This window comes from Mycolicibacillus trivialis (assembly GCF_002102395.1).
GTDB lineage: Bacteria > Actinomycetota > Actinomycetes > Mycobacteriales > Mycobacteriaceae > Mycobacterium > Mycobacterium triviale.
In genome coordinates, this window is sequence record NZ_LQPZ01000015.1 from 103,562 (window position 1) to 121,556 (window position 17,995).

The 17,995-nt window shown below is 71.5% G+C and carries 16 protein-coding genes; 14 read left to right on the forward strand and 2 right to left on the reverse strand.

Features of this window, described 5'->3' with window-relative positions; all coding sequences use genetic code 11:
* The first annotated feature begins 83 nt into the window (after window positions 1-83).
* The 4 genes from AWC30_RS06020 to AWC30_RS06035 all read left to right on the forward strand — a co-directional run bounded on the left by AWC30_RS06020 (window position 84) and on the right by AWC30_RS06035 (window position 4,533).
* Window positions 84-1,349, forward strand: a complete 1,266-nt coding sequence (locus AWC30_RS06020) for an aspartate kinase (RefSeq protein WP_085109289.1) — start codon at window positions 84-86, stop codon at window positions 1,347-1,349.
* Window positions 1,349-2,398, forward strand: a complete 1,050-nt coding sequence (locus AWC30_RS06025) for an aspartate-semialdehyde dehydrogenase (protein WP_085109290.1) — start codon at window positions 1,349-1,351, stop codon at window positions 2,396-2,398. The genes AWC30_RS06020 and AWC30_RS06025 overlap by 1 nt, the downstream gene beginning before the upstream one ends.
* An 81-nt stretch (window positions 2,399-2,479) precedes the next feature.
* A complete protein-coding gene (locus AWC30_RS06030; protein ID WP_085109310.1) occupies window positions 2,480-3,574 on the forward strand; it encodes a DUF4185 domain-containing protein in 1,095 nt (364 codons plus the stop codon).
* A 50-nt stretch (window positions 3,575-3,624) separates the two neighbouring features.
* Window positions 3,625-4,533, forward strand: a complete 909-nt coding sequence (locus AWC30_RS06035; RefSeq protein ID WP_234807959.1) for an alpha/beta fold hydrolase — start codon at window positions 3,625-3,627, stop codon at window positions 4,531-4,533.
* An 18-nt stretch (window positions 4,534-4,551) separates the two neighbouring features.
* Here the strand turns inward: AWC30_RS06035 and fadD12 are convergent, their stop codons facing one another.
* Entirely contained in the window at window positions 4,552-6,171 is a 1,620-nt protein-coding gene (fadD12, locus tag AWC30_RS06040; RefSeq protein ID WP_207568398.1) for an acyl-CoA ligase FadD12, read from the reverse strand.
* A 163-nt stretch (window positions 6,172-6,334) separates the two neighbouring features.
* Here fadD12 and AWC30_RS06045 point away from each other — a divergent pair, with 163 nt between their 5' ends.
* The 8 genes from AWC30_RS06045 to egtD all read left to right on the forward strand — a co-directional run bounded on the left by AWC30_RS06045 (window position 6,335) and on the right by egtD (window position 14,870).
* Window positions 6,335-7,771, forward strand: a complete 1,437-nt coding sequence (locus tag AWC30_RS06045) for a WS/DGAT/MGAT family O-acyltransferase (protein WP_085109292.1) — start codon at window positions 6,335-6,337, stop codon at window positions 7,769-7,771.
* A 60-nt stretch (window positions 7,772-7,831) separates the two neighbouring features.
* Window positions 7,832-8,128 carry a hypothetical protein gene (locus tag AWC30_RS17560; RefSeq protein ID WP_133053662.1) on the forward strand — a complete coding sequence of 99 codons (297 nt, stop codon included), beginning with the start codon at window positions 7,832-7,834 and terminating at the stop codon, window positions 8,126-8,128.
* A gap of 205 nt (window positions 8,129-8,333) precedes the next feature.
* On the forward strand, window positions 8,334-9,782 hold the full coding sequence (locus tag AWC30_RS06050) for a catalase (protein ID WP_085109293.1): 1,449 nt from the start codon (window positions 8,334-8,336) through the stop codon (window positions 9,780-9,782).
* Window positions 9,783-9,904: 122 nt separating this feature from the next.
* Complete coding sequence (locus AWC30_RS06055; protein WP_085109294.1) at window positions 9,905-10,555, forward strand: sensor domain-containing protein; 651 nt, start codon at window positions 9,905-9,907, stop codon at window positions 10,553-10,555.
* Between the two features lie 49 nt (window positions 10,556-10,604).
* A complete protein-coding gene (egtA, locus tag AWC30_RS06060) occupies window positions 10,605-11,909 on the forward strand; it encodes an ergothioneine biosynthesis glutamate--cysteine ligase EgtA (RefSeq protein ID WP_085109295.1) in 1,305 nt (434 codons plus the stop codon).
* The gene (egtB, locus tag AWC30_RS06065) at window positions 11,906-13,216 is read left to right on the forward strand and encodes an ergothioneine biosynthesis protein EgtB (protein WP_085109296.1); all 1,311 of its coding nucleotides are present in this window, start codon (window positions 11,906-11,908) and stop codon (window positions 13,214-13,216) included. Before egtA ends, egtB begins: the two co-directional genes overlap by 4 nt.
* Window positions 13,216-13,908: an ergothioneine biosynthesis protein EgtC gene (gene egtC / locus AWC30_RS06070; RefSeq protein ID WP_085109312.1), complete on the forward strand. Its 693-nt coding sequence runs from the start codon at window positions 13,216-13,218 to the stop codon at window positions 13,906-13,908. The genes egtB and egtC overlap by 1 nt, the downstream gene beginning before the upstream one ends.
* Window positions 13,905-14,870 carry an L-histidine N(alpha)-methyltransferase gene (gene egtD, locus AWC30_RS06075; RefSeq protein WP_085109297.1) on the forward strand — a complete coding sequence of 322 codons (966 nt, stop codon included), beginning with the start codon at window positions 13,905-13,907 and terminating at the stop codon, window positions 14,868-14,870. Before egtC ends, egtD begins: the two co-directional genes overlap by 4 nt.
* Before the next feature lie 12 nt (window positions 14,871-14,882).
* Here egtD and AWC30_RS06080 read toward each other — a convergent pair whose 3' ends face one another.
* Complete coding sequence (locus AWC30_RS06080; protein WP_085109298.1) at window positions 14,883-15,560, reverse strand: class I SAM-dependent methyltransferase; 678 nt, start codon at window positions 15,558-15,560, stop codon at window positions 14,883-14,885.
* A 171-nt stretch (window positions 15,561-15,731) separates the two neighbouring features.
* Between AWC30_RS06080 and AWC30_RS06085 the strand changes: the two genes are divergently transcribed.
* Window positions 15,732-16,448 carry a hypothetical protein gene (locus AWC30_RS06085; RefSeq protein ID WP_085109299.1) on the forward strand — a complete coding sequence of 239 codons (717 nt, stop codon included), beginning with the start codon at window positions 15,732-15,734 and terminating at the stop codon, window positions 16,446-16,448.
* Window positions 16,449-16,589: 141 nt separating this feature from the next.
* A partial coding sequence (locus tag AWC30_RS17900) for an RNA polymerase sigma factor (RefSeq protein ID WP_207568399.1) occupies window positions 16,590-17,995 on the forward strand: 1,406 nt, incomplete at its 3' end.

Genomic DNA, 17,995 nt, shown 5'->3' on the forward strand with positions numbered 1-17,995 from the left:
CGTCGCGGCGCACGGCCTTCGAACGCGGGGTCCGCCGCCCTCTATCCTGGGGAGTGGCCGCCGTCAGCTGAGGAAGGATTCTTGTGGCACTCATCGTGCAGAAGTACGGCGGATCGTCGCTGGCCGACGCCGATCGGATTCGCCGGGTCGCCGAGCGCATCGTGGAGACCAAGAAGGCCGGCAACGACGTCGTCGTGGTCTGCTCGGCGATGGGCGACACCACCGACGACCTGCTCGACCTCGCCCAGCAGGTCTGCCCCTCCCCGCCGGCGCGGGAGATGGACATGCTGTTGACCGCCGGTGAGCGGATCTCCAACGCCCTGGTGGCGATGGCGGTCGAGTCGCTCGGCGCGCAGGCCCGCTCGTTCACCGGGTCGCAGGCCGGGGTGATCACCACCGGCGCGCACGGCAAGGCGAAGATCATCGACGTCACCCCCGGCCGGCTGCGCTCGGCCCTCGACGAGGACCAGATCGTGCTGGTCGCCGGCTTTCAGGGCGTCAGCCAGTCCACCAAGGACGTCACCACCCTGGGTCGCGGCGGCTCGGACACCACCGCGATCGCGTTGGCGGCCGCGTTGAACGCCGACGTCTGCGAGATCTACACCGACGTCGACGGCATCTTCAGCGCCGACCCGCGCATCGTGCCCAACGCCCGGCATCTCGACCGCGTCACGTTCGAGGAGATGCTGGAGATGGCGGCGTGCGGCACGAAAATCCTGATGCTGCGCTGCGTCGAGTACGCCCGGCGCTTCAACATCCCGGTGCACGTCCGCTCGTCGTACTCGGACAAACCCGGCACCCTCGTTACCGGATCGATCAAGGACATCCCCATGGAAGACCCCATCCTGACCGGCGTCGCCCACGACAACAGCGAAGCGCAGGTCACCGTCGTCGGCATCCCGGACACCCCGGGCTACGCCGCCAAGGTGTTCCGCGCCGTGGCCGACGCCGACGTCAACATCGACATGGTGTTGCAGAACGTCTCGAAGGTCGAGGACGGCAAGACCGACATCACCTTCACCTGCCCGCGGGCCGACGGGCCGACCGCGGTGGACAAGCTGGAGTCGCTGCGCGACGAGATCGGCTTCTCCAACGTGGTCTACGACGACCACATCGGCAAGGTGTCGCTGATCGGGGCGGGGATGCGCAGCCACCCCGGGGTGACCGCCACGTTCTGTGAGGCGCTGGCCGACGCCGGGGTCAACATCGAGCTGATCTCCACCTCCGAGATCCGCATCTCGGTGCTCTGCCAGGACACCGAACTGGAGACCGCGGTCCGCGCGCTGCACGAGGCGTTCAACCTCGGCAGCGTCGAGGAGGCCACCGTCTACGGCGGGACGGGTCGCTGATGGCCGGGGTCGCCCTGGGAGTCGTCGGGGCCACCGGTCAGGTCGGCCAGGTGATGCGCGCCCTGCTGGCCGAACGGGACTTCCCGGCCGACAGCGTGCGGTTCTTCGCCTCGTCCCGGTCGGCGGGCCGCAAGTTGCCGTTCCGCGGGACCGAGATCGAGGTCGAGGACGCCGAGACCGCCGACCCGTCCGGCCTGGACATCGCGCTGTTCTCCGCCGGCGGGGCCATGTCGAAGGTGCAGGCGCCGCGGTTCGCCGAGGCCGGCGCCACCGTGATCGACAACTCGTCGGCCTGGCGCAAGGACCCGGATGTGCCGCTGGTGGTCGCGGAGGTCAACTTCGATCGCGACGTCGCCCAGGCGTGGCCGCTGAAGAAGGGCATCATCGCCAATCCGAACTGCACCACGATGGCCGCGATGCCGGCGCTGAAGGTGCTGCACGACGCCGCCGGCCTGCGCCGGATCATCGTCTCGACCTACCAGGCGGTCTCCGGCAGCGGGCTGGCCGGGGTCACCGAGCTGGCCGATCAGGCCCGGGCGGTGGCCGACGACGCCGAGAAGCTGGTCTACGCCGGTGACGCGGTGGACTTCCCGGACCCGAACACCTACGTCGCGCCGATCGCCTACAACGTGGTGGCGCTGGCCGGGGCGCTGGTCGACGACGGCTCCGGGGAGACCGACGAGGACCAGAAGCTGCGCAACGAGAGCCGCAAGATCCTCGGCATCCCGGAGCTGGCCGTCAGCGGCACTTGCGTGCGGGTGCCGGTGTTCACCGGCCACAGCCTGTCGATCAACGCCGAGTTCGACCGGCCGATCTCCCCGCAGCAGGCGACCGAGTTGCTCGAGAAAGCCCCCGGTGTCCGGCTGGTCGACGTGCCGACGCCGCTGGCCGCCGCCGGGGCCGACGAGACGCTGGTCGGGCGGATCCGCACCGATCCCGGTGTGCCCGACGGGCGGGGCCTCGCCCTGTTCCTGGCCGGGGACAACCTGCGCAAGGGTGCGGCGTTGAACACCATCCAGATCGCCGAGCTGCTGGCCGCCAGAACCTGATCCGCGGTGAGCCCGGCCCTGCCCCGCAGCGGGTTCCGCCGATGGTCGGCCCTCGCCTTCGCGCTGGCCTGTGCGTTGCCGATGGCGGCGCCCGGGCCGGCCCACGCCGATCCGCCGACGTCGGATTCGCGGCTCCCGCCGCTGGCTCCCGGGCAGGTGGTGCGGCTCGGCCCGACGGCGGGCACCGGCACCCCGACCCGCGACTACGGGATCGGCGCGACCGACCTGTGTGAGTTCATGCAGTTCCCCACCGAGGTGCTGCAGGTCTGCGGGGACAGTTTCGCCGGGCAGGGCGTCGGGTTCGGCGGCTGGTACTCCCCGATCGCGCTGCACGTGGACACCGACTCGATCGGCGCGCCCGACGGGGTCACCTACAGCGGGGTGACCGGGGTGTTCGAGCCGCTGCTGGCCGATCCGACCCCGCCCGGGGCGTCGCAGCTCCCGGCCGGGGTGGTCGAGATCAACCGGAAGAACTATCTACTGGTCACCACCACCACCCGGCTGGTGCCCACCTCGTCGCGGCTGGTGCGCGCCGAGGCCGGCCGCGCCGGCTGGGAGACCGTGCCCGGCTCGCTGCGGGCCGCCGACTACCGCGGCGGCGGGCAGACCCAGATCAGCGGCTACTACGACCCGATCCCCACCCCGGAATCGTCGACCGGGTGGGTCTACATCGTGGCCAACAACTTCGACCGCAGCGCCCCGGTGGTGCTCTACCGGGTGCCCCCGGAAGGGTTCGGCGACCGCTCCGGCTGGCAGGGCTGGGCCGCCGGGCCGGAGTTCGCCGGCGGCGGCTGGGGCAACACGCCGACCCCGCTCTGGCCCGACCAGGTCGGCGAGATGAGTTTCAAGCAGATCGACGGCAAGGCGGTGCTGTCGTACTTCAACGCCACCACCGGCAACATGGAGATCCGGGTGGCCAACGACCCGACCTCGCTGGGCAGCGCCCCGGTGACCACCGTGGTGCAACACGCCGACTGGCCGGCCTGGCCCGAACCGGTGGAGAGCCTGCCCGATCCCGGCGACAACCGGTTGGCCCAGCCCTACGGTGGCTACCTGTCCCCCGGCTCGACGCTCGACGAGGTGCGGGTGTTCGTCAGCCAGTGGAACACCTCACCGCGCGACCGCTCCCCGTATCGGGTCATCCAGTTCGCGGTCAACCCGTTCAAGCCCTGGTGAGGCTCCCCCGCCCGGCCCGAACCGTGTGCTTCAATGGGGAAATCGACGTCTTGACCGGCCTGCGCGGCCTTCCCTCGCAGCTCCTGGCGAACAAACTGCCGGGAGCGGAGGCGCTCGGCCCCAGCCCCACCGGCCGCGTTCTCGACCTGCCCGGCCGTGGCAGCACCTACGTGGTCGACAGCGGCCCGACCGGTCACGGTCCGACGTTCCTGCTGCTGCACTCGGTGGCCTGCACCGGCATGCTGACCTGGTATCCGTCCCTGGCGATGCTGCAGCGGTTCGGCCGGGTGGTCGTGTTCGACCAGCGCGGGCACGGCTCCGGGATCACCGCCCCGCGGGTGCTGCTGGAGGACTGCGCCGACGACGCGGTCGCCGTCGCCGACGCACTCGGCATCCGCACCTTCATCCCGGTCGGGTTCTCGATGGGTTCGCTGGTGGCGCAACTGACCTGGCGTCGCCACCGCGCCCGGGTAGAGGGGCTGGTGCTGTGTGCCGCGGCCGCCACCTTCGCCGAGGCCATGCCGATGCGGCTGGGCACCAGCCTGTTCGCCGCCCTGTTGGACGCCTTCACCCCGGTCCCGGGCGCCCGCGCGGCCACCGCGCCCGAGACGGCCGGCACCGCGAACAACATGCAGTGGGCTCTCGACGAGTTCCGGGCGACCAGCGTGCCGGGAATGCTGCGCTCGCTGGCCGAGATCGTCCGGTTCGACTCCCGCTCCTGGGTCGCGGAGATCGACGTGCCCACCACGGTGGTGGTGCCCGGCCGCGACCGGGTCATCTCGCCGCGCCACCAGCGGTGGCTGGCCGAGCAGATCCCGGACGCCGATGTCGTCGACGTCGCCGGCGGGCATGCCTGCTGCACGTTGCAGCAGGGGGCGTTCGTGCCGGGCCTGCAGGCCGCGGTCACCTCGGTGCTCGCCCGCAGCCGCGGCACGGATTCCGCGTCGGCCGCGAGCTGACCGCACTCCCGTGGGCGGTCACCCGCCGATGCGGGCCAGCAATTCGCTTCGGACGATCTTGCCGGTGGCGTTGCGCGGCAGTTCGTCGAGGACGGTGATCTCCCGCGGCACCTTGTAGCCGGCCAGGTTGTCGCGCACGTGCTGCTTGAGCGCATCGGGGGTGGCCGCCGCCGCGGGTTCGAGCACCACGAAAGCGGTCAGCCGCTGGCCGAACTGCTCGTCGTCGACGCCGAGCACCGACGCCTCGGCCACCTCCGGGTGGGCGGCGAGCACCTTCTCCACCTCGATCGGGTAGACGTTCTCCCCACCGGAAACGATCATCTCGTCGTCGCGGCCGACCACGAACAGCCGACCGGCGGCGTCGAGGTAGCCCATGTCGCCGGAGGCCATGTACTCGCCGTGGAAGTCCTTGGTCTTCCCCGAGGTGTAGCCCTGGAATCCGGTGGTGTTGCGCACGAAGATCTGGCCGACCTCCCCGACCGGCAGCTCCCGCAGCTCGTCGTCGAGGATGTGGATCTCGGTGCCCTCGGCGGGCCGGCCCGCGGTGTCGGGTGCGGCCCGCAGGTCGGTGGGGGTGGCGGTGGCGATCATGCCCGCCTCGGTGGCGTTGTAGTTGTTGTAGATGACGTCGCCGAACTCGTCCATGAACGCGGTCACCACGTCCGGACGCATCCGCGATCCCGAGGCGGTGGCGAACCGCAGGGACCGGCCGCTGTAGCGGCGGCGGACGTCCTCGGGCAGTTCCATGATCCGGTCGAACATCACCGGGACCACGCACAGCCCGGTCGCGCGGTGCCGGTCGATCATCGCCAGCGTGGCCTCGGGATCGAATTTCCGTTGGGTGACGATGGTGCAGGCCAGCGACGCCGACAGCACCAGTTGCGACCAGCCCCACGCGTGGAACATCGGCGCGACCACCACCGTGGTCTCCTCCGCCCGCCACGGAGTCCGCTTGAGCACCGCGGCGAGCTCGCCGGGCCCTCCCCCGGATCGCTTGGCGCCCTTCGGTGTTCCGGTCGTGCCCGAGGTGAGCAGGATCAGGTCGCCCTTGCCGGATCCGGCGGCGGGGCGCCGGCCGGCGTACTCACCGATCATGGCCTCCACGGTGCGCTGCGCGGGGGCCTCGGAGTCGGTCCAGGCCAGGATCCGGGTCGTGTCGGGCCGGTCGGCCAGGGCCCGGTCGACCATCGCGGTGAACTCTTCGTCGTAGACGATCGTGTCGGGCGCCTCGCGGGCCACCACCTCGGCCAGCGCGGGCCCGGCGAACGAGGTGTTGAGCAGCACCACGTCCGAGCCGATCCGGTTGGCCGCCACCAGGGCCTCGACGAATCCCCGGTGGTTGCGGCACAGGATCCCGATCACCGCGGGAGCACCACCCGGCCGGTCCTGCAGGGCAGCGGCCAGCGCGTCGCTGCGCTGGTCGAGTTCGCGCCAGGTGAGCGTGCCGAGTTCGTCGATCAGGCCGGGGCGGTCCGGGCAGCGGCGCGCCGACGAGGCGAACCCGGATGTCGAGCCCATGTGCTCGCGGCGCATCGCGGCGATCATCCGGATGTACTTGTCGGGGCGCAGGGCCGCGATCAGCCCTGCCCGACGAAGCGTCGCGACCAGGTCGCCGGTCGAAGCGAGCCGGTCTCTCACGTCTCTCCCCCGTTCGGTGGGCCGTACAGCACGCCGATAGTACCCAGCGCAGCACGGGTGTGCGGCGGGCCCGAAGAACCCCTCACCGCCGCGGCGCAGCGACTACATTGGGGGCATCCCCGGCTCGGCCCTGCCGGCCCGTCCCGTCGTATCGAGGTGGACCATGAAACGGCTGCACGGCATGGACGCGCTGCTGCTCTACACCGAGACCCCCAACGTGCACACCCACACCCTCAAGATCGGGGTTCTCGACGTCTCCCGCTACGGCGCCGCCTTCAACGTCGATCTCTTCCGGGAGTTACTGCGGACCCGGCTGCACCTGCTGGCGCCGTTCCGCTACCAGCTGGTGCCGATCCCGTTGCGGCTGCACCACCCGGTGTGGCGGGAGAACGCCGACATCGACCTCGAGCAGCACGTGCTGCCGGCCCGGGTGGCCGCCCCCGGCGGCCGCCGCGAGCTCGATCAGCTGATCGGCGAGATCGCCGGCACCCCGTTGGATCTGAGCAGGCCGCCGTGGGAGATGCACGTGGTGTCCGGGATGGCCGACGGCTCGGTGCCGGTGATCGTCAAGATCCACCACATCCTGGCCGACGGTGTCGCCTCCGGGAATCTGCTGGCCCGCACGATGCGGTTCACCGGCACCGACGCCGACGAGCGGGAGCCCGCGCCCTCGAGTGCGCCACCGTCCGCGGCCGCCCTGCTGCTGTGGGCCGCCCGCGACCACGCGCGCCAGGTCCTGGCCCTGCCGGGACTGCTGGCGCAGACGGCCACCGGGGTGTGGCGGCTCTGGCAGACCGGCCGCCGCCGCGGGCCTCACCCGGAACTGGCCGGGCGGCTGTCCCCCGCCCCCACCTTTTTCAACCACAGACTCTCCCCCGGGCGCGAGTTCGCCACCGCCACACTGTCGTTGGCCGATATCAAGGAGACCGGCAAACGCCTGGGCGTGACGATCAACGACGTGGTGCTCGCCGTCACCGCAGGCGGGCTGCGTGAGTTGTTGTTGCGGTACGACGGCCGCGCCGACCGCCCGTTGATCGGCTCGGTACCGGCGAGTCTGGACACCGACCCCGACCGGCTCACCGGCAATGAACTGGGTGCGATGAACGTTTCCCTGCCGGTCCAGATCGACGATCCGCTGGAACGGCTCCGGTTGGCCGCGTTGAGTTCGGCTCTCGGCAAGGAGGACTTCGTCGCGTTGGGTCCGGGCCTGATCAAGTCGTGGATGGAATACCTGCCGCCGTTGCTCGCCCCGGCGTTGTTCGGTTGGCTGTCGACCCGCCGTGCCCCGAGCCGGTTGCAGAACCTCACCGTGTCCAACGTGCCGGGGCCGCGGGAGCGCGGCAGTGTGGGCGGTGCGATGCTGCGGGAGTTCTACTCGGTGGGCCCGCTGCTGGCCGGCAGCGCCCTGAACATCACGGTGTGGAGCTACGTCGACCAACTCAACATCGCCGTGCTCACCGATGACCAGACCCTGCGTGACCCGCACGAGGTCACCGACGCGATGGTGCACGCGTTCCGCGAACTGCGCACCGCCGCGGGTCTCTCCGGTGACCTCACCCCGGTCGACACCGCGCTGGCCGCGGCCACCGCGATCGCCTGATGGGCCGGCTCGTCCCGGCGAACCGTGGCGCGTCCGCCTCCGCGTCGGCATGATGGCGGTATGACCGAGACTCCTCAGCCGACTCCTCAGCCCCAGGGCGAGCCCGCCCCGGCCAGCGCGACACTGAACCGGCCCGCGCCGAATCGGCTCTATCAGGTGGCCGCCTGGGTGGTGATCATCTCCGGCGTCGTGTTCACCACCGCGGTGATCTTCTTCTCCGGCGCGGTCCTCACCCACCGGGGGCATCACCACCATCATCACGACGGTCCACCGCCGTGCATGATGCACCACGACAAGAAGGACCGCGGGCCGGGAACTGAGAAGCCTCCTCCTCCCCCACCGCCGCCGCATCGCTGACCACACGCGGCCTTGACAGCCTGTCGAAAAGGACCAAACTGGTGCTGGTGATGTCCGTGACCGCCGGCAGGCACTCAGCCGCCGGCGCCCGGGCACCGTCTTCTCCCCACCGCACGACACGCGCGAACAGTCCAGCACGCCTTACGTATTGGCCGAACCGGGCGTCCCACTCAGCTTCAGCCCGCCCCGACAAGGAGATCCCGCGATGACCGAGAAGTTCACCACCACCGACTCCGGCGCGCCCGCCCCCAGCGACGACACCTCGCTGACAGTCGGCCCGGACGGCCCGATCGTCCTGCACGACCACTACCTGATCGAGCAGATGGCCAACTTCAACCGGGAGCGCATCCCGGAACGGCAGCCACATGCCAAGGGCGGCGGCGCCTTCGGACACTTCGAGGTCACCAACGACGTCAGCGCCTACACCCGCGCCGCGGTCTTCCAGCCGGGCACCCGGACCCCGACCCTGAGCCGGTTCTCCACGGTGGCGGGGGAGCGGGGCAGCCCCGACACCTGGCGCGACCCGCGCGGGTTCGCCCAGCGGTTCTACACCACCGAGGGCAACCTCGACATCGTCGGCAACAACACGCCGATCTTCTTCATGCGCGACCCGATGAAGTTCCAGCACTTCATCCGTTCCCAGAAGCGGCTTCAGGCCAGCAACCTGCGCGACCACAACATGCAGTGGGACTTCTGGAGCCTCTCGCCGGAGACCGCGCACCAGGTCACCTGGCTGATGGGGGACCGCGGCATCCCCAAGACCTGGCGACACATGAACGGCTACTCCAGCCACACCTACAGCTGGGTCAACGCCGCGGGCGAGATCTTCTGGGTGAAGTACCACTTCATCACCGATCAGGGCAACGACTTCCTCACCCAGGAGGAGGCCGACCGGCTCGCCGGGACCGACGCCGACCACCACCAGCGTGACCTGTTCACCGCGATCGAGGGCGGCGACTACCCGAGCTGGACGCTGAAGGTCCAGATCATGCCGTTCGAGGAGGCGAAAACCTACCGGTTCAACCCCTTCGACCTGACCAAGGTCTGGCCACACGGCGACTATCCGCTGATCGACGTGGGCACCCTGACCCTGGACCGCAACGTCACCGATTACCACACCGAGATCGAGCAGGCGGCGTTCGCGCCGAGCAACACCGTTCCGGGCACCGGTCTGAGCCCGGACAAGATGCTGCTGGCGCGCGGCTTCTCCTACGCCGACGCACACCGCGCCCGTCTCGGTGTCAATTTCAAACAGATCCCGGTCAACCGGCCCGCGACCCAGGTGAACGCCTACTCGAAGGACGGTGCGCTGCGGGTGGACAACTACACCCAGCCGGTCTACGCGCCCAACTCCTTCGATGGCCCGCAGGCCGACCCGGATCGGGCCGCCGAGGTTCGCTGGCACACCGACGGTGAACTGGTCCGGCAGGCCTACACGCTGCGCGAGGACGACGACGACTGGGGTCAGGCCGGCGCACTGGTGCGCGACGTCATGGATGACGACGAACGGGACCGCTTGGCCGCCAACATCATCGGCCATGTCAGCGGTGGCGTGAAGGAGCCGGTGCTGTCGCGGGTCTTCGAGTACTGGCGCAATGTCGATCCGGACCTGGGCCGCAAGGTCGAGGAGGGTGTGCGCGCCAAGAACGGCTGACGCGCAGCGGTGGTGCTGGCATGATCGACAACGAGACCATCGCCGCGGCGTCCTCCGGCGTCGTCGGCGCGACGAGGAGTCGACCGCACGGTTCGCAGACGGAGCCCGGAAAGAGGTAAGCCATGCACTGGACCACTCCGCTGCGGGTGGCGGGCATCGCGGCGGCGGCCGGTCTGTTGACCGCGTCGCCGGCCGGCGCAGCGCCGTCGGAACCGGGCGTGGTGAACTACGCGGTGCTCGGCAAGGGCTCGGTGGCCAACATCGTCGGCGCCCCGATGGGCTGGGAGTCCGTGTCCGGGCGCCCGTACCAGGCGTTCTGGGTCGAGAATGCGGCCTGTAACAACTGGGCCGACATCGGGCTGCCCGAGGTCTACAACGATCCGGACCTGGCGTCGTTCAACAGCGCCCTGACCCAGACTTCGGCCACCGACAACACCCACATGGCCAAGCAGGCCGTCGGCGTGTTCGCCACCGCGGACGCCGCCGGGCGCGCGTTCCACCGGGTGGTGGACCGCACCGCGGGCTGTTCGGGACAGACCACCGCGATGCACCTCGATGACGGTGCCACCCAGGTGTGGACGTTCGAGGGCGGGCCGGCGGGGGAGAGCGACGCGTCGTGGACCAAGCAGGAAGCCGGGGTGGACCGGCGCTGCTTCACCCAGACCCGGCTTCGCGAGAACGTGCTGCTGCAGGCCAAGGTCTGCCAGCCCGGCAACGGTGGGCCTGCCGTCGACGTGCTGGCCGGAGCGATGCAGAACAGCCTGGGGCAATGACGCGAGACCAACCGCGGTAGACGGCGGCCAACGAGGGGGAGATCCGGGAATGCACCCAGTAGCACCACCGGGTCGTCGGTCGGCCCGCGGGCCGACCGATCCGGCCGGGCGGTCGCGGCCGGCGGAGGTCCTCGCCGGGTCGGCGGCCGCCGCCGAGTACATCACCGCCGCATGCCTGGCCGACACCACCGCAGGCCCGGTCGGCCTCGAGGTCGAGGCGCACTGTTTCGACCTCTCCCGCCCGCGGCGCCGACCCAGTTGGGCGCGGATCGCGGCGGTCTGCGCGGCGCTGCCCACCCTGCCCGGCGGCAGCGCGGTGACCGTCGAACCCGGTGGGGCGGTGGAGCTGTCCAGCCCGCCGCTCGACGGAGCGGTCGCTTCGATCGAGGCGATGACCGCCGACCAGGCGGTATTGCGGTCGGTGTTCGCCCGCGCCGGTCTGGGGTTGGTGCCGCTGGGCACCGATCCGCTGCGACCGACCCGCCGGATCAACCGCGGTGCGCGCTACCAGGCCATGGAGCGGTTCTTCGCCGCCAGCCACACCGGGGAGGCCGGCGCCGCCATGATGACCGCGACCGCCTCGGTCCAGGTCAACATCGAGGCCGGGCCGCGCTCGGGCTGGACCGAACGGGTCCGGCGCGCCCACGCGCTGGGCCCGACGATGGTGGCGCTGTGCGCCAACTCCCCGATGCTCGGCGGCACCTTCTCCGGGTGGGTGTCGACGCGCCAGCGGGTGTGGAGCCTGCTGGACTCGGCGCGCTGCGGCCCGATTCTCGGCGCCGAAGGCGAGGACCCCCGGGTCGCCTGGGCGCGGTACGCGCTGAAGGCGCCGGTCATGCTGGTGCACACCCCCGAGGCGGTGCCGGTGACCAGCTACGTGCCGTTCGCGGACTGGGCCGATGGCTGGTCGCCACTCGGCGGGCGCCGACCGACCACCGCCGACCTCGACTACCACCTGACCACCCTGTTCCCGCCGGTGCGGCCGCGCGGCTGGCTGGAGATCCGCTACCTGGACAGCGTCCCAGCCCCGGTGTGGCCCGCGATGGTGTTCACCCTGGTCACGCTGCTCGACGACCCGGTCGCCGCCGACCTCGCGGCGGCCGCCGTCGCGCCGGTGGCCACCGCCTGGGACACCGCGGCGCGGATCGGGTTGGCCGACCGGCGGCTGTACGCGGCCGCGAACCGCTGCGTCGCGGTGGCCACCGAGCGAGCGCCGGCCTCGCTGGCCCCGTCGATGGCGCTGCTGGTCGAGGCGGTGGAGCGGGGCAGGTGCCCCGGTGAGGTGTTCGCCGAGCGGGTGATCGGGGAAGGGATCGAGGCGGCGGTGACCCGGCTGGCGCGTGAGGACGGATGAGCACCACCGAAGCGGTCACCGACGCGGCGGTGGTGCTGGCCGGGCAGCTGGCCCGGGCGCGGGACCGCACCCTGGCACTCACCGACTTCGACGATGCCGAGCTGCTGCGGCAGTACGACCCGCTGATGAGCCCGCTGGTGTGGGATCTGGCCCACATCGGCCAGCAGGAGGAGCTGTGGCTGCTGCGCGGCGGCGACCCGACCCGGCCGGGCCTGCTGTCCGAGGGGGTCGCCGACCTCTACGACGCGTTCCGGCACCCGCGCGCCGGCCGCGCCGAGCTTCCCCTGCTCAGCCCCGAGCGTGCCCGCGCCTACTGTCGGGCGGTCCGCGAACGCGTCCTCGACGGCCTGGCCCGGGTCGACACCGCGGCCGCACTGTTCCCGTACGCCATGGTGGTCAGCCATGAGCACCAGCACGACGAGACCATGCTGCAGGCGCTCAACCTCCGCAGCGGCGCACCGCTACTCGACGCCGGCGGCCCGCTGCCGGCCGGCAGGCCGGGCGTGGCGGGTACCTCCGTGCTGGTGCCCGGCGGCCCGTTCGTGCTGGGGGTTGACGAGGGGACCGAACCGTTCGCGCTGGACAACGAACGCTCGGCGCACGAGGTCGAGGTGCCGGCGTTCCGCATCGGGCGGGTCCCGGTCACCAACGGCGAGTGGCGTGAGTTCATCGACGACGGCGGCTACACCGATTCGCGGTGGTGGACTCGGCAGGGTTGGCAACACCGCTCCCGGGCCGGGCTGCGCGCCCCGCAGTTCTGGCGACCCGACGGCACCCGCGTCCGGTTCGGACACGTCGAGGAGATCCCCGACGACGAACCGGTCCAGCACATCGGCTACCACGAGGCCGAGGCGTACGCGGCGTGGGCCGGGGCCCGGCTGCCCACCGAGGTCGAGTGGGAGAAGGCCTGCGCGTGGGATCCGGCCGTCGGCCGCCGGCGGCGCTACCCGTGGGGCGACGAACCGCCGTCCGCGCGGCACGCCAACCTGGGCGGCGCCGCCCGCCGGCCCGCACCGGTGGGCGCCTACCCGGCGGGTGCGTCGGCCTACGGCGCCGAACAGCTCCTCGGTGACGTCTGGGAGTGGACCGCGTCGCCGTTTCGGCCTTGGCCGGGTTTCGCACCGATGCTCTACCGGCGTTACTCCCAGCCGTTCTTCGGCGACGACTACCGGGTGCTGCGCGGCGGGGCATGGGCGGTCGGCCCGGAGATCCTGCGGCCCAGCTTCCGCAACTGGGACTTCCCGATCCGCAGGCAGCTGTTCGCCGGGCTGCGACTGGCGTGGTCGGTGGGGGAGGGGCCGCGCTGATGTGCCGTCATCTGGGCTGGCTGGGCCGGGAAGTCAGCGTCGCATCGCTGATCTACGACCCGCCGTCCGGGTTGGCGGTGCAGTCGTATGCGCCGCGCCGCCAGCGGCACGGTCTGATGAACGCCGACGGGTGGGGGGTGGGCTTCTTCGACGGGCCGGTGCCGCGCCGGTGGCGCAGTGCGGCCCCGCTGTGGGGCGACGCCTCGCTGGCATCGGTGGCCCCGGCGCTGCGCAGCCATTGCGTGGTGGCCGCGGTCCGCTCGGCGACCGTCGGGATGGCGATCGAGGCCTCCGCGACAGCGCCGTTCAGCGACGGCGGCTGGTTGCTCTCCCACAACGGCGTCGTCGACCGCGCTGTCCTGCCGGCAAGCCGGACGGCCGAATCCACCTGTGACAGCGCCATGTTGGCGGCGTTGATCTTCGATCGCGGGCTGCACCGGCTGGGGGAGACGATCGTCGAAGTGGGAACCGCCGACCCGGGCGCCCGGCTCAACGTTCTCGCCGGTGACGGCACCCGACTGCTCGCCACCACCTGGGGCGACACCCTGTCGGTGCTGACCCGGCCGGACGGCGTGGTGCTGGCCAGCGAACCCTACGACGACGACAACGCCTGGCAGGACGTCCCCGACCGGCGCCTGGTCGAGGTCACCGCAGCCGGCGTCGGTTTCACCCCACTGGAAGGATCTCGATGACGCTCTCGGTGGCGAACTACCTCAGCGCCGACGCCGCGCAGACCGCGCTGCGCCGCGATGTCCTCGACGGCTTGCGCCGGACGCCGAAATCACTGCCGCCCAAATGGTTTTACGATGAGGCCGGCAGTGCGCTGTTCGATCGGATCACTCGGCTGGCCGAGTACTACCCCACCCGGACCGAAACAGCGATCCTCACCGATCACGCCGCCGACGTCGTCGCAGCGAGCGGTGCGGACACCCTCGTCGAGTTGGGCAGTGGCACCTCGGCGAAGACGCGGTTGCTGCTGTCGGCGATGCGTGCCGCCGGGACGCTGCGGCGGTTCGTCCCGTTCGACGTCGACGCCGGTGTACTGCAGGCCGCCGCACACGCCATCGAAGCCGAGTTCCCCGGCATCGAGATCGACGCGGTGTGCGGGGATTTCGAGCGGCACCTGGCCCACATCCCGGCCCGGGGCCGTCGGCTGTTCGTGTTCCTCGGGTCCACAATCGGCAACCTGACCCCCGAACCGCGGGCGGCGTTCCTGGCGGATCTTGCCGCCGCGATGGCACCCGGAGACACCCTGCTGCTCGGCACCGACCTGGTCAAGGACACCGGCCGGCTGGTCAACGCCTACGACGACGCCGGCGGGGTGACGGCCGAGTTCAACCGCAACGTGCTGGCGGTGATCAACCGGGAACTCGACGCGGATTTCGACCTGGCCGGGTTCGCGCATGTGGCGCGCTGGAACCCCGGGCGCGAGCGTATCGAGATGTGGCTGCGCGCCGAGCGGGCTCAGCGGGTCCGCGTCTGCGCACTGGATCTGGTCGTCGACTTCGCCGCGGGGGAGGAGATGCTCACCGAGGTGTCGTGCAAGTTCCGGTCGGATGCGGTGGCCGACGAACTACGCCGGGCCGGTCTGCGGCCGCTGCGGTGGTGGACCGATCCGGCCGGAGACTTCGGGGTCTCGCTGGCCGCCCGGTGAGGCGCCGTCGGGTCAGGCCGGTTTGCGCGCGCTGACCAGGAACGCCGGCATCTTCATCCGGCCCTTCTCGTCGGTGTCGCGCGGCGGGAACTGCGGTGCCCCGTCCCCGAACTGCTGCATGGTGGAGTGGATGAACGCCGGCCGGATCTCATCGATGTCGAAGTACTTGCTCACCGCGGCCCGCAATTCGTCTTCCTCGACCTCGTTCGGCTTCTCCTCGAGTTCGGCGGGGAAGGCGCCCTTGGCGAACACCAGGATGAAGAAGCGCGCGCCCGGAGCGGCCGCCCGCTGCACCGAGGACAGGTAGCCGTCCCGGCCCTCCACCGGGATCGAGTGGAACAGGGTGGAATCGAGGATCGTGTTGAACCGCCCGTCATAGCCGGTGAACGCGGTGATGTCGCCCTGAACGAAGGTGGCGGAGGTCAACCCGCGCTCTTCGGCGGCCTTGGTGGCGGCGGCGATCGCGGTGTCACTCAGGTCGATCCCGACGACGGTGTAGCCCTGCGCGGCGAGCGCCAGCGAGAGTTCGGCAACCCCGCAGCCGGCATCGAGCACGTCGCTGCGCACCTTGCCCGCCCGGATCAGTTCGGCCAGTTCCGGCTGCGGCTCGCCGATGTTCCACGGCGGCGGCCCCTCGAAGTCGCCTTCGCCGCGGTAGACGCTGTCCCAGTCCATGACCTCCGAATCCATGGGGTCGAGCCTACCTGCGGTGCCGCACCCGCAGCGCGCCCAACCGAGCGGACCGGGGCGCGGAAACGTCCCCGGAAAAAGTTCGGAAAAAGCTGTCCGGTGGCGGGGTGGTCGCCGCTCCTACCTGTGAGAGCGGCCCATCCGGGGCTGTGAACCCAGTGAGGAAGTCCGATGAGCACCATCCACGCCCCCGAATCGACCATCACCGCGTCCCGGCGCGCCGACGACGGCCGGCCCGAGCAGTACGGCGATCCGGAGTACCCGTCGAGCGCCACCGATCCTGCCCGGACCCGGATCCGGCTGATCGCCGGCGCGGCGGCCCTCACCGGTTCGATGGCGGCGGCCGCCGCCGTCGGCATGCTGCTGTTCGGCCCCGGGCAGCCGAAGCACCTCGACGTCGGACCCGGCAGCAGCGTGCCGGTGACGCAGCCGCTGCCGGACAGCGCGGCGGTGGTCGCCCAGCCGGCTCGTCCCGCCGACCAAGCCGGTGTGCCCGGCCCGAGCGTGAACCTGCCGACCGTGCCGCGCCAGACCGGGCCGGCCCCGGTGGCTGCCCCGCCCGCCCCGGTGGCGCTGCCGGGGTTGCCGGCCCCGGAAGTGCCTCCGGCGCAGGCCGGTCCGGCGTTGCCTCCGGAGGGCACCCCGACCGACCCGATCGTGTCGATCCAGCCCGACGAGGTGGGTGTCAACGTGCCCGGCGGGCCGAACGTCTCGGTCGGCGCCGACGGGGTCGGGGTCAACACCCCCGGCGGACCGAACGTCGCGGTGCGCGGTGACGGGGTCACCGTCAGCACCCCGGGCGGACCGGACGTCTCTGCGGGCCCCGGCGGTCTGCACGTGCAGGTGCCGGGAGCGCTCGACCTCGACCTTCCGCCGCTGTTCCCGTAAACCGCGAGACCTTTGCGCTATGCCCGCGACCCGAGCATGCTTGTACCCGTGGCCCGAGGCCACGGGTACAAGCGCTGTCAGGACGGGTGACGGGGAGTCCGGCGAATCTCCCCGGCGGCGGTTCGATGGAAGGGCGTCGGGATGACTGCCTTACCGGACTGGGACACGGCCGGCGACGCCGAATTGGCCGATGCCGCGAGTGCCGGCGACCGGCAGGCGTTCGCCCGGATCTATGACCGCTACGCCGATCGGTTGCACGATTTCTGTGTCGGCATGGTGCGCGACCGCGATGCCGCCGCCGACTGCGTGCAGGACGTGTTCTGCGTCGCCGCCACCCGATTGGGCACGTTGCGTGATCCGGCGAAACTGCGCCCGTGGCTGTATGCGATCGCCCGCAACGAGGCGCTGCGCTGCATTCGGCAGCGTGGCCGGGAGCAGGCGTTCGAGGACGTGCCCGAGGCGCCGTCGGGCGACGCCGGACCGGAGACGCTGGCCGCCCGGGATGAGTTGGCGGCGCTCATCGCCGCGGCAGCCGACGGTCTCTCCGAACGGGACCGGACCGTTTTGGACCTGACCTACCGGCACGGCCTGGACGGGCCCGAACTGGCTCGGGCACTCGACGTCAGTGCCGCTACCGCCACCAAACTGGTGTACCGGCTGCGGCAGACCGTGGAACGGTCGCTGGGCGCGCTGCTGGTGGCCCGCCGGGCGCGCCAATTCGGCACCGGCTGCCCGGAGTTGGCGGCGATCGTGGCGAACTGGGACGGTCAGTTCACCATTCTGATCCGCAAACGGGTCGCCCGTCATATCGATTCGTGTGAGCAGTGTGATCGGGAACGCGGCAGGATGGTCAACCCGGTGGCCCTGCTCGGCGGCGTGCCGGTGTTCCTCCCGGCTCCCGAGTGGCTACGCCACCAGACTCTGGACCGCATCCAGCTGACCGGCGCTGCGAGCCGCCTGCCCGGCGGCGACGCGCGCGCGTCGGCCCCACGGATCGCCCGGCTGTCCGCACCACCTCCGGCCTCGGCGGCGCCGCCCCGGAGGGCGGCAGGCCAGACCGGTGCGACTCGCCCCGGGCCCCGGCGGAGCGAAACACTTCGGCGCGCAGCGGTCAGTGCGGCCGCGGTGATCGCCGGGATCGCGCTGGTGATGCTGTGGCTTTACCGGCCGGCAGCCGTCGATGCCCCGGTGCCGCCCGCGCTGCCGTCGGCACCGCCCGCGGCCAGCGCTCCGACGCCACCGCCACCGGAGGGGCAGACTCCCGCGGAAGCCGCCCCGGAGAGTCCCCCCGACGTTCCACCGGCGGCCGTCACCACCGCACCGGGCACCACGCCGTGGTCGCAGCCCGCGCCGCCGCCCCCGGCAGCGCCGCCTGAAGCGTCGTCCGCGCCCGCCGCGCCGCCGAGCCCACAACAACCGCCGCCGCGCAACCCGCCGCCAGTGCCCGAGGTCTCCTCACCGGCGCAGGTTCCGCCTGGCCGGGGCGGCGCCGACGTCGGCGAACTCGATCGCGCCGCCGGGCTCCTCGGCGTCGGCGCCGGTGGCCC

Bases quoted from the DNA above. Each gene is read 5' to 3' on its own strand.
- AWC30_RS06045 (WP_085109292.1), top strand. From the start codon at position 6,335: ATGAAACGGCTGCACGGCATGGACGCGCTGCTGCTCTACACCGAGACC.
- egtD (WP_085109297.1), top strand. From the start codon at position 13,905: ATGACGCTCTCGGTGGCGAACTACCTCAGCGCCGACGCCGCGCAGACC.
- egtC (WP_085109312.1), top strand. From the start codon at position 13,216: ATGTGCCGTCATCTGGGCTGGCTGGGCCGGGAAGTCAGCGTCGCATCG.
- AWC30_RS06085 (WP_085109299.1), top strand. From the start codon at position 15,732: ATGAGCACCATCCACGCCCCCGAATCGACCATCACCGCGTCCCGGCGC.
- egtA (WP_085109295.1), top strand. From the start codon at position 10,605: ATGCACCCAGTAGCACCACCGGGTCGTCGGTCGGCCCGCGGGCCGACC.
- AWC30_RS06030 (WP_085109310.1), top strand. From the start codon at position 2,480: ATGGCGGCGCCCGGGCCGGCCCACGCCGATCCGCCGACGTCGGATTCG.
- AWC30_RS06080 (WP_085109298.1), bottom strand. From the start codon at position 15,560: ATGGATTCGGAGGTCATGGACTGGGACAGCGTCTACCGCGGCGAAGGC.
- AWC30_RS17560 (WP_133053662.1), top strand. From the start codon at position 7,832: ATGACCGAGACTCCTCAGCCGACTCCTCAGCCCCAGGGCGAGCCCGCC.
- AWC30_RS06025 (WP_085109290.1), top strand. From the start codon at position 1,349: ATGGCCGGGGTCGCCCTGGGAGTCGTCGGGGCCACCGGTCAGGTCGGC.
- egtB (WP_085109296.1), top strand. From the start codon at position 11,906: ATGAGCACCACCGAAGCGGTCACCGACGCGGCGGTGGTGCTGGCCGGG.
- AWC30_RS06055 (WP_085109294.1), top strand. From the start codon at position 9,905: ATGCACTGGACCACTCCGCTGCGGGTGGCGGGCATCGCGGCGGCGGCC.
- AWC30_RS06050 (WP_085109293.1), top strand. From the start codon at position 8,334: ATGACCGAGAAGTTCACCACCACCGACTCCGGCGCGCCCGCCCCCAGC.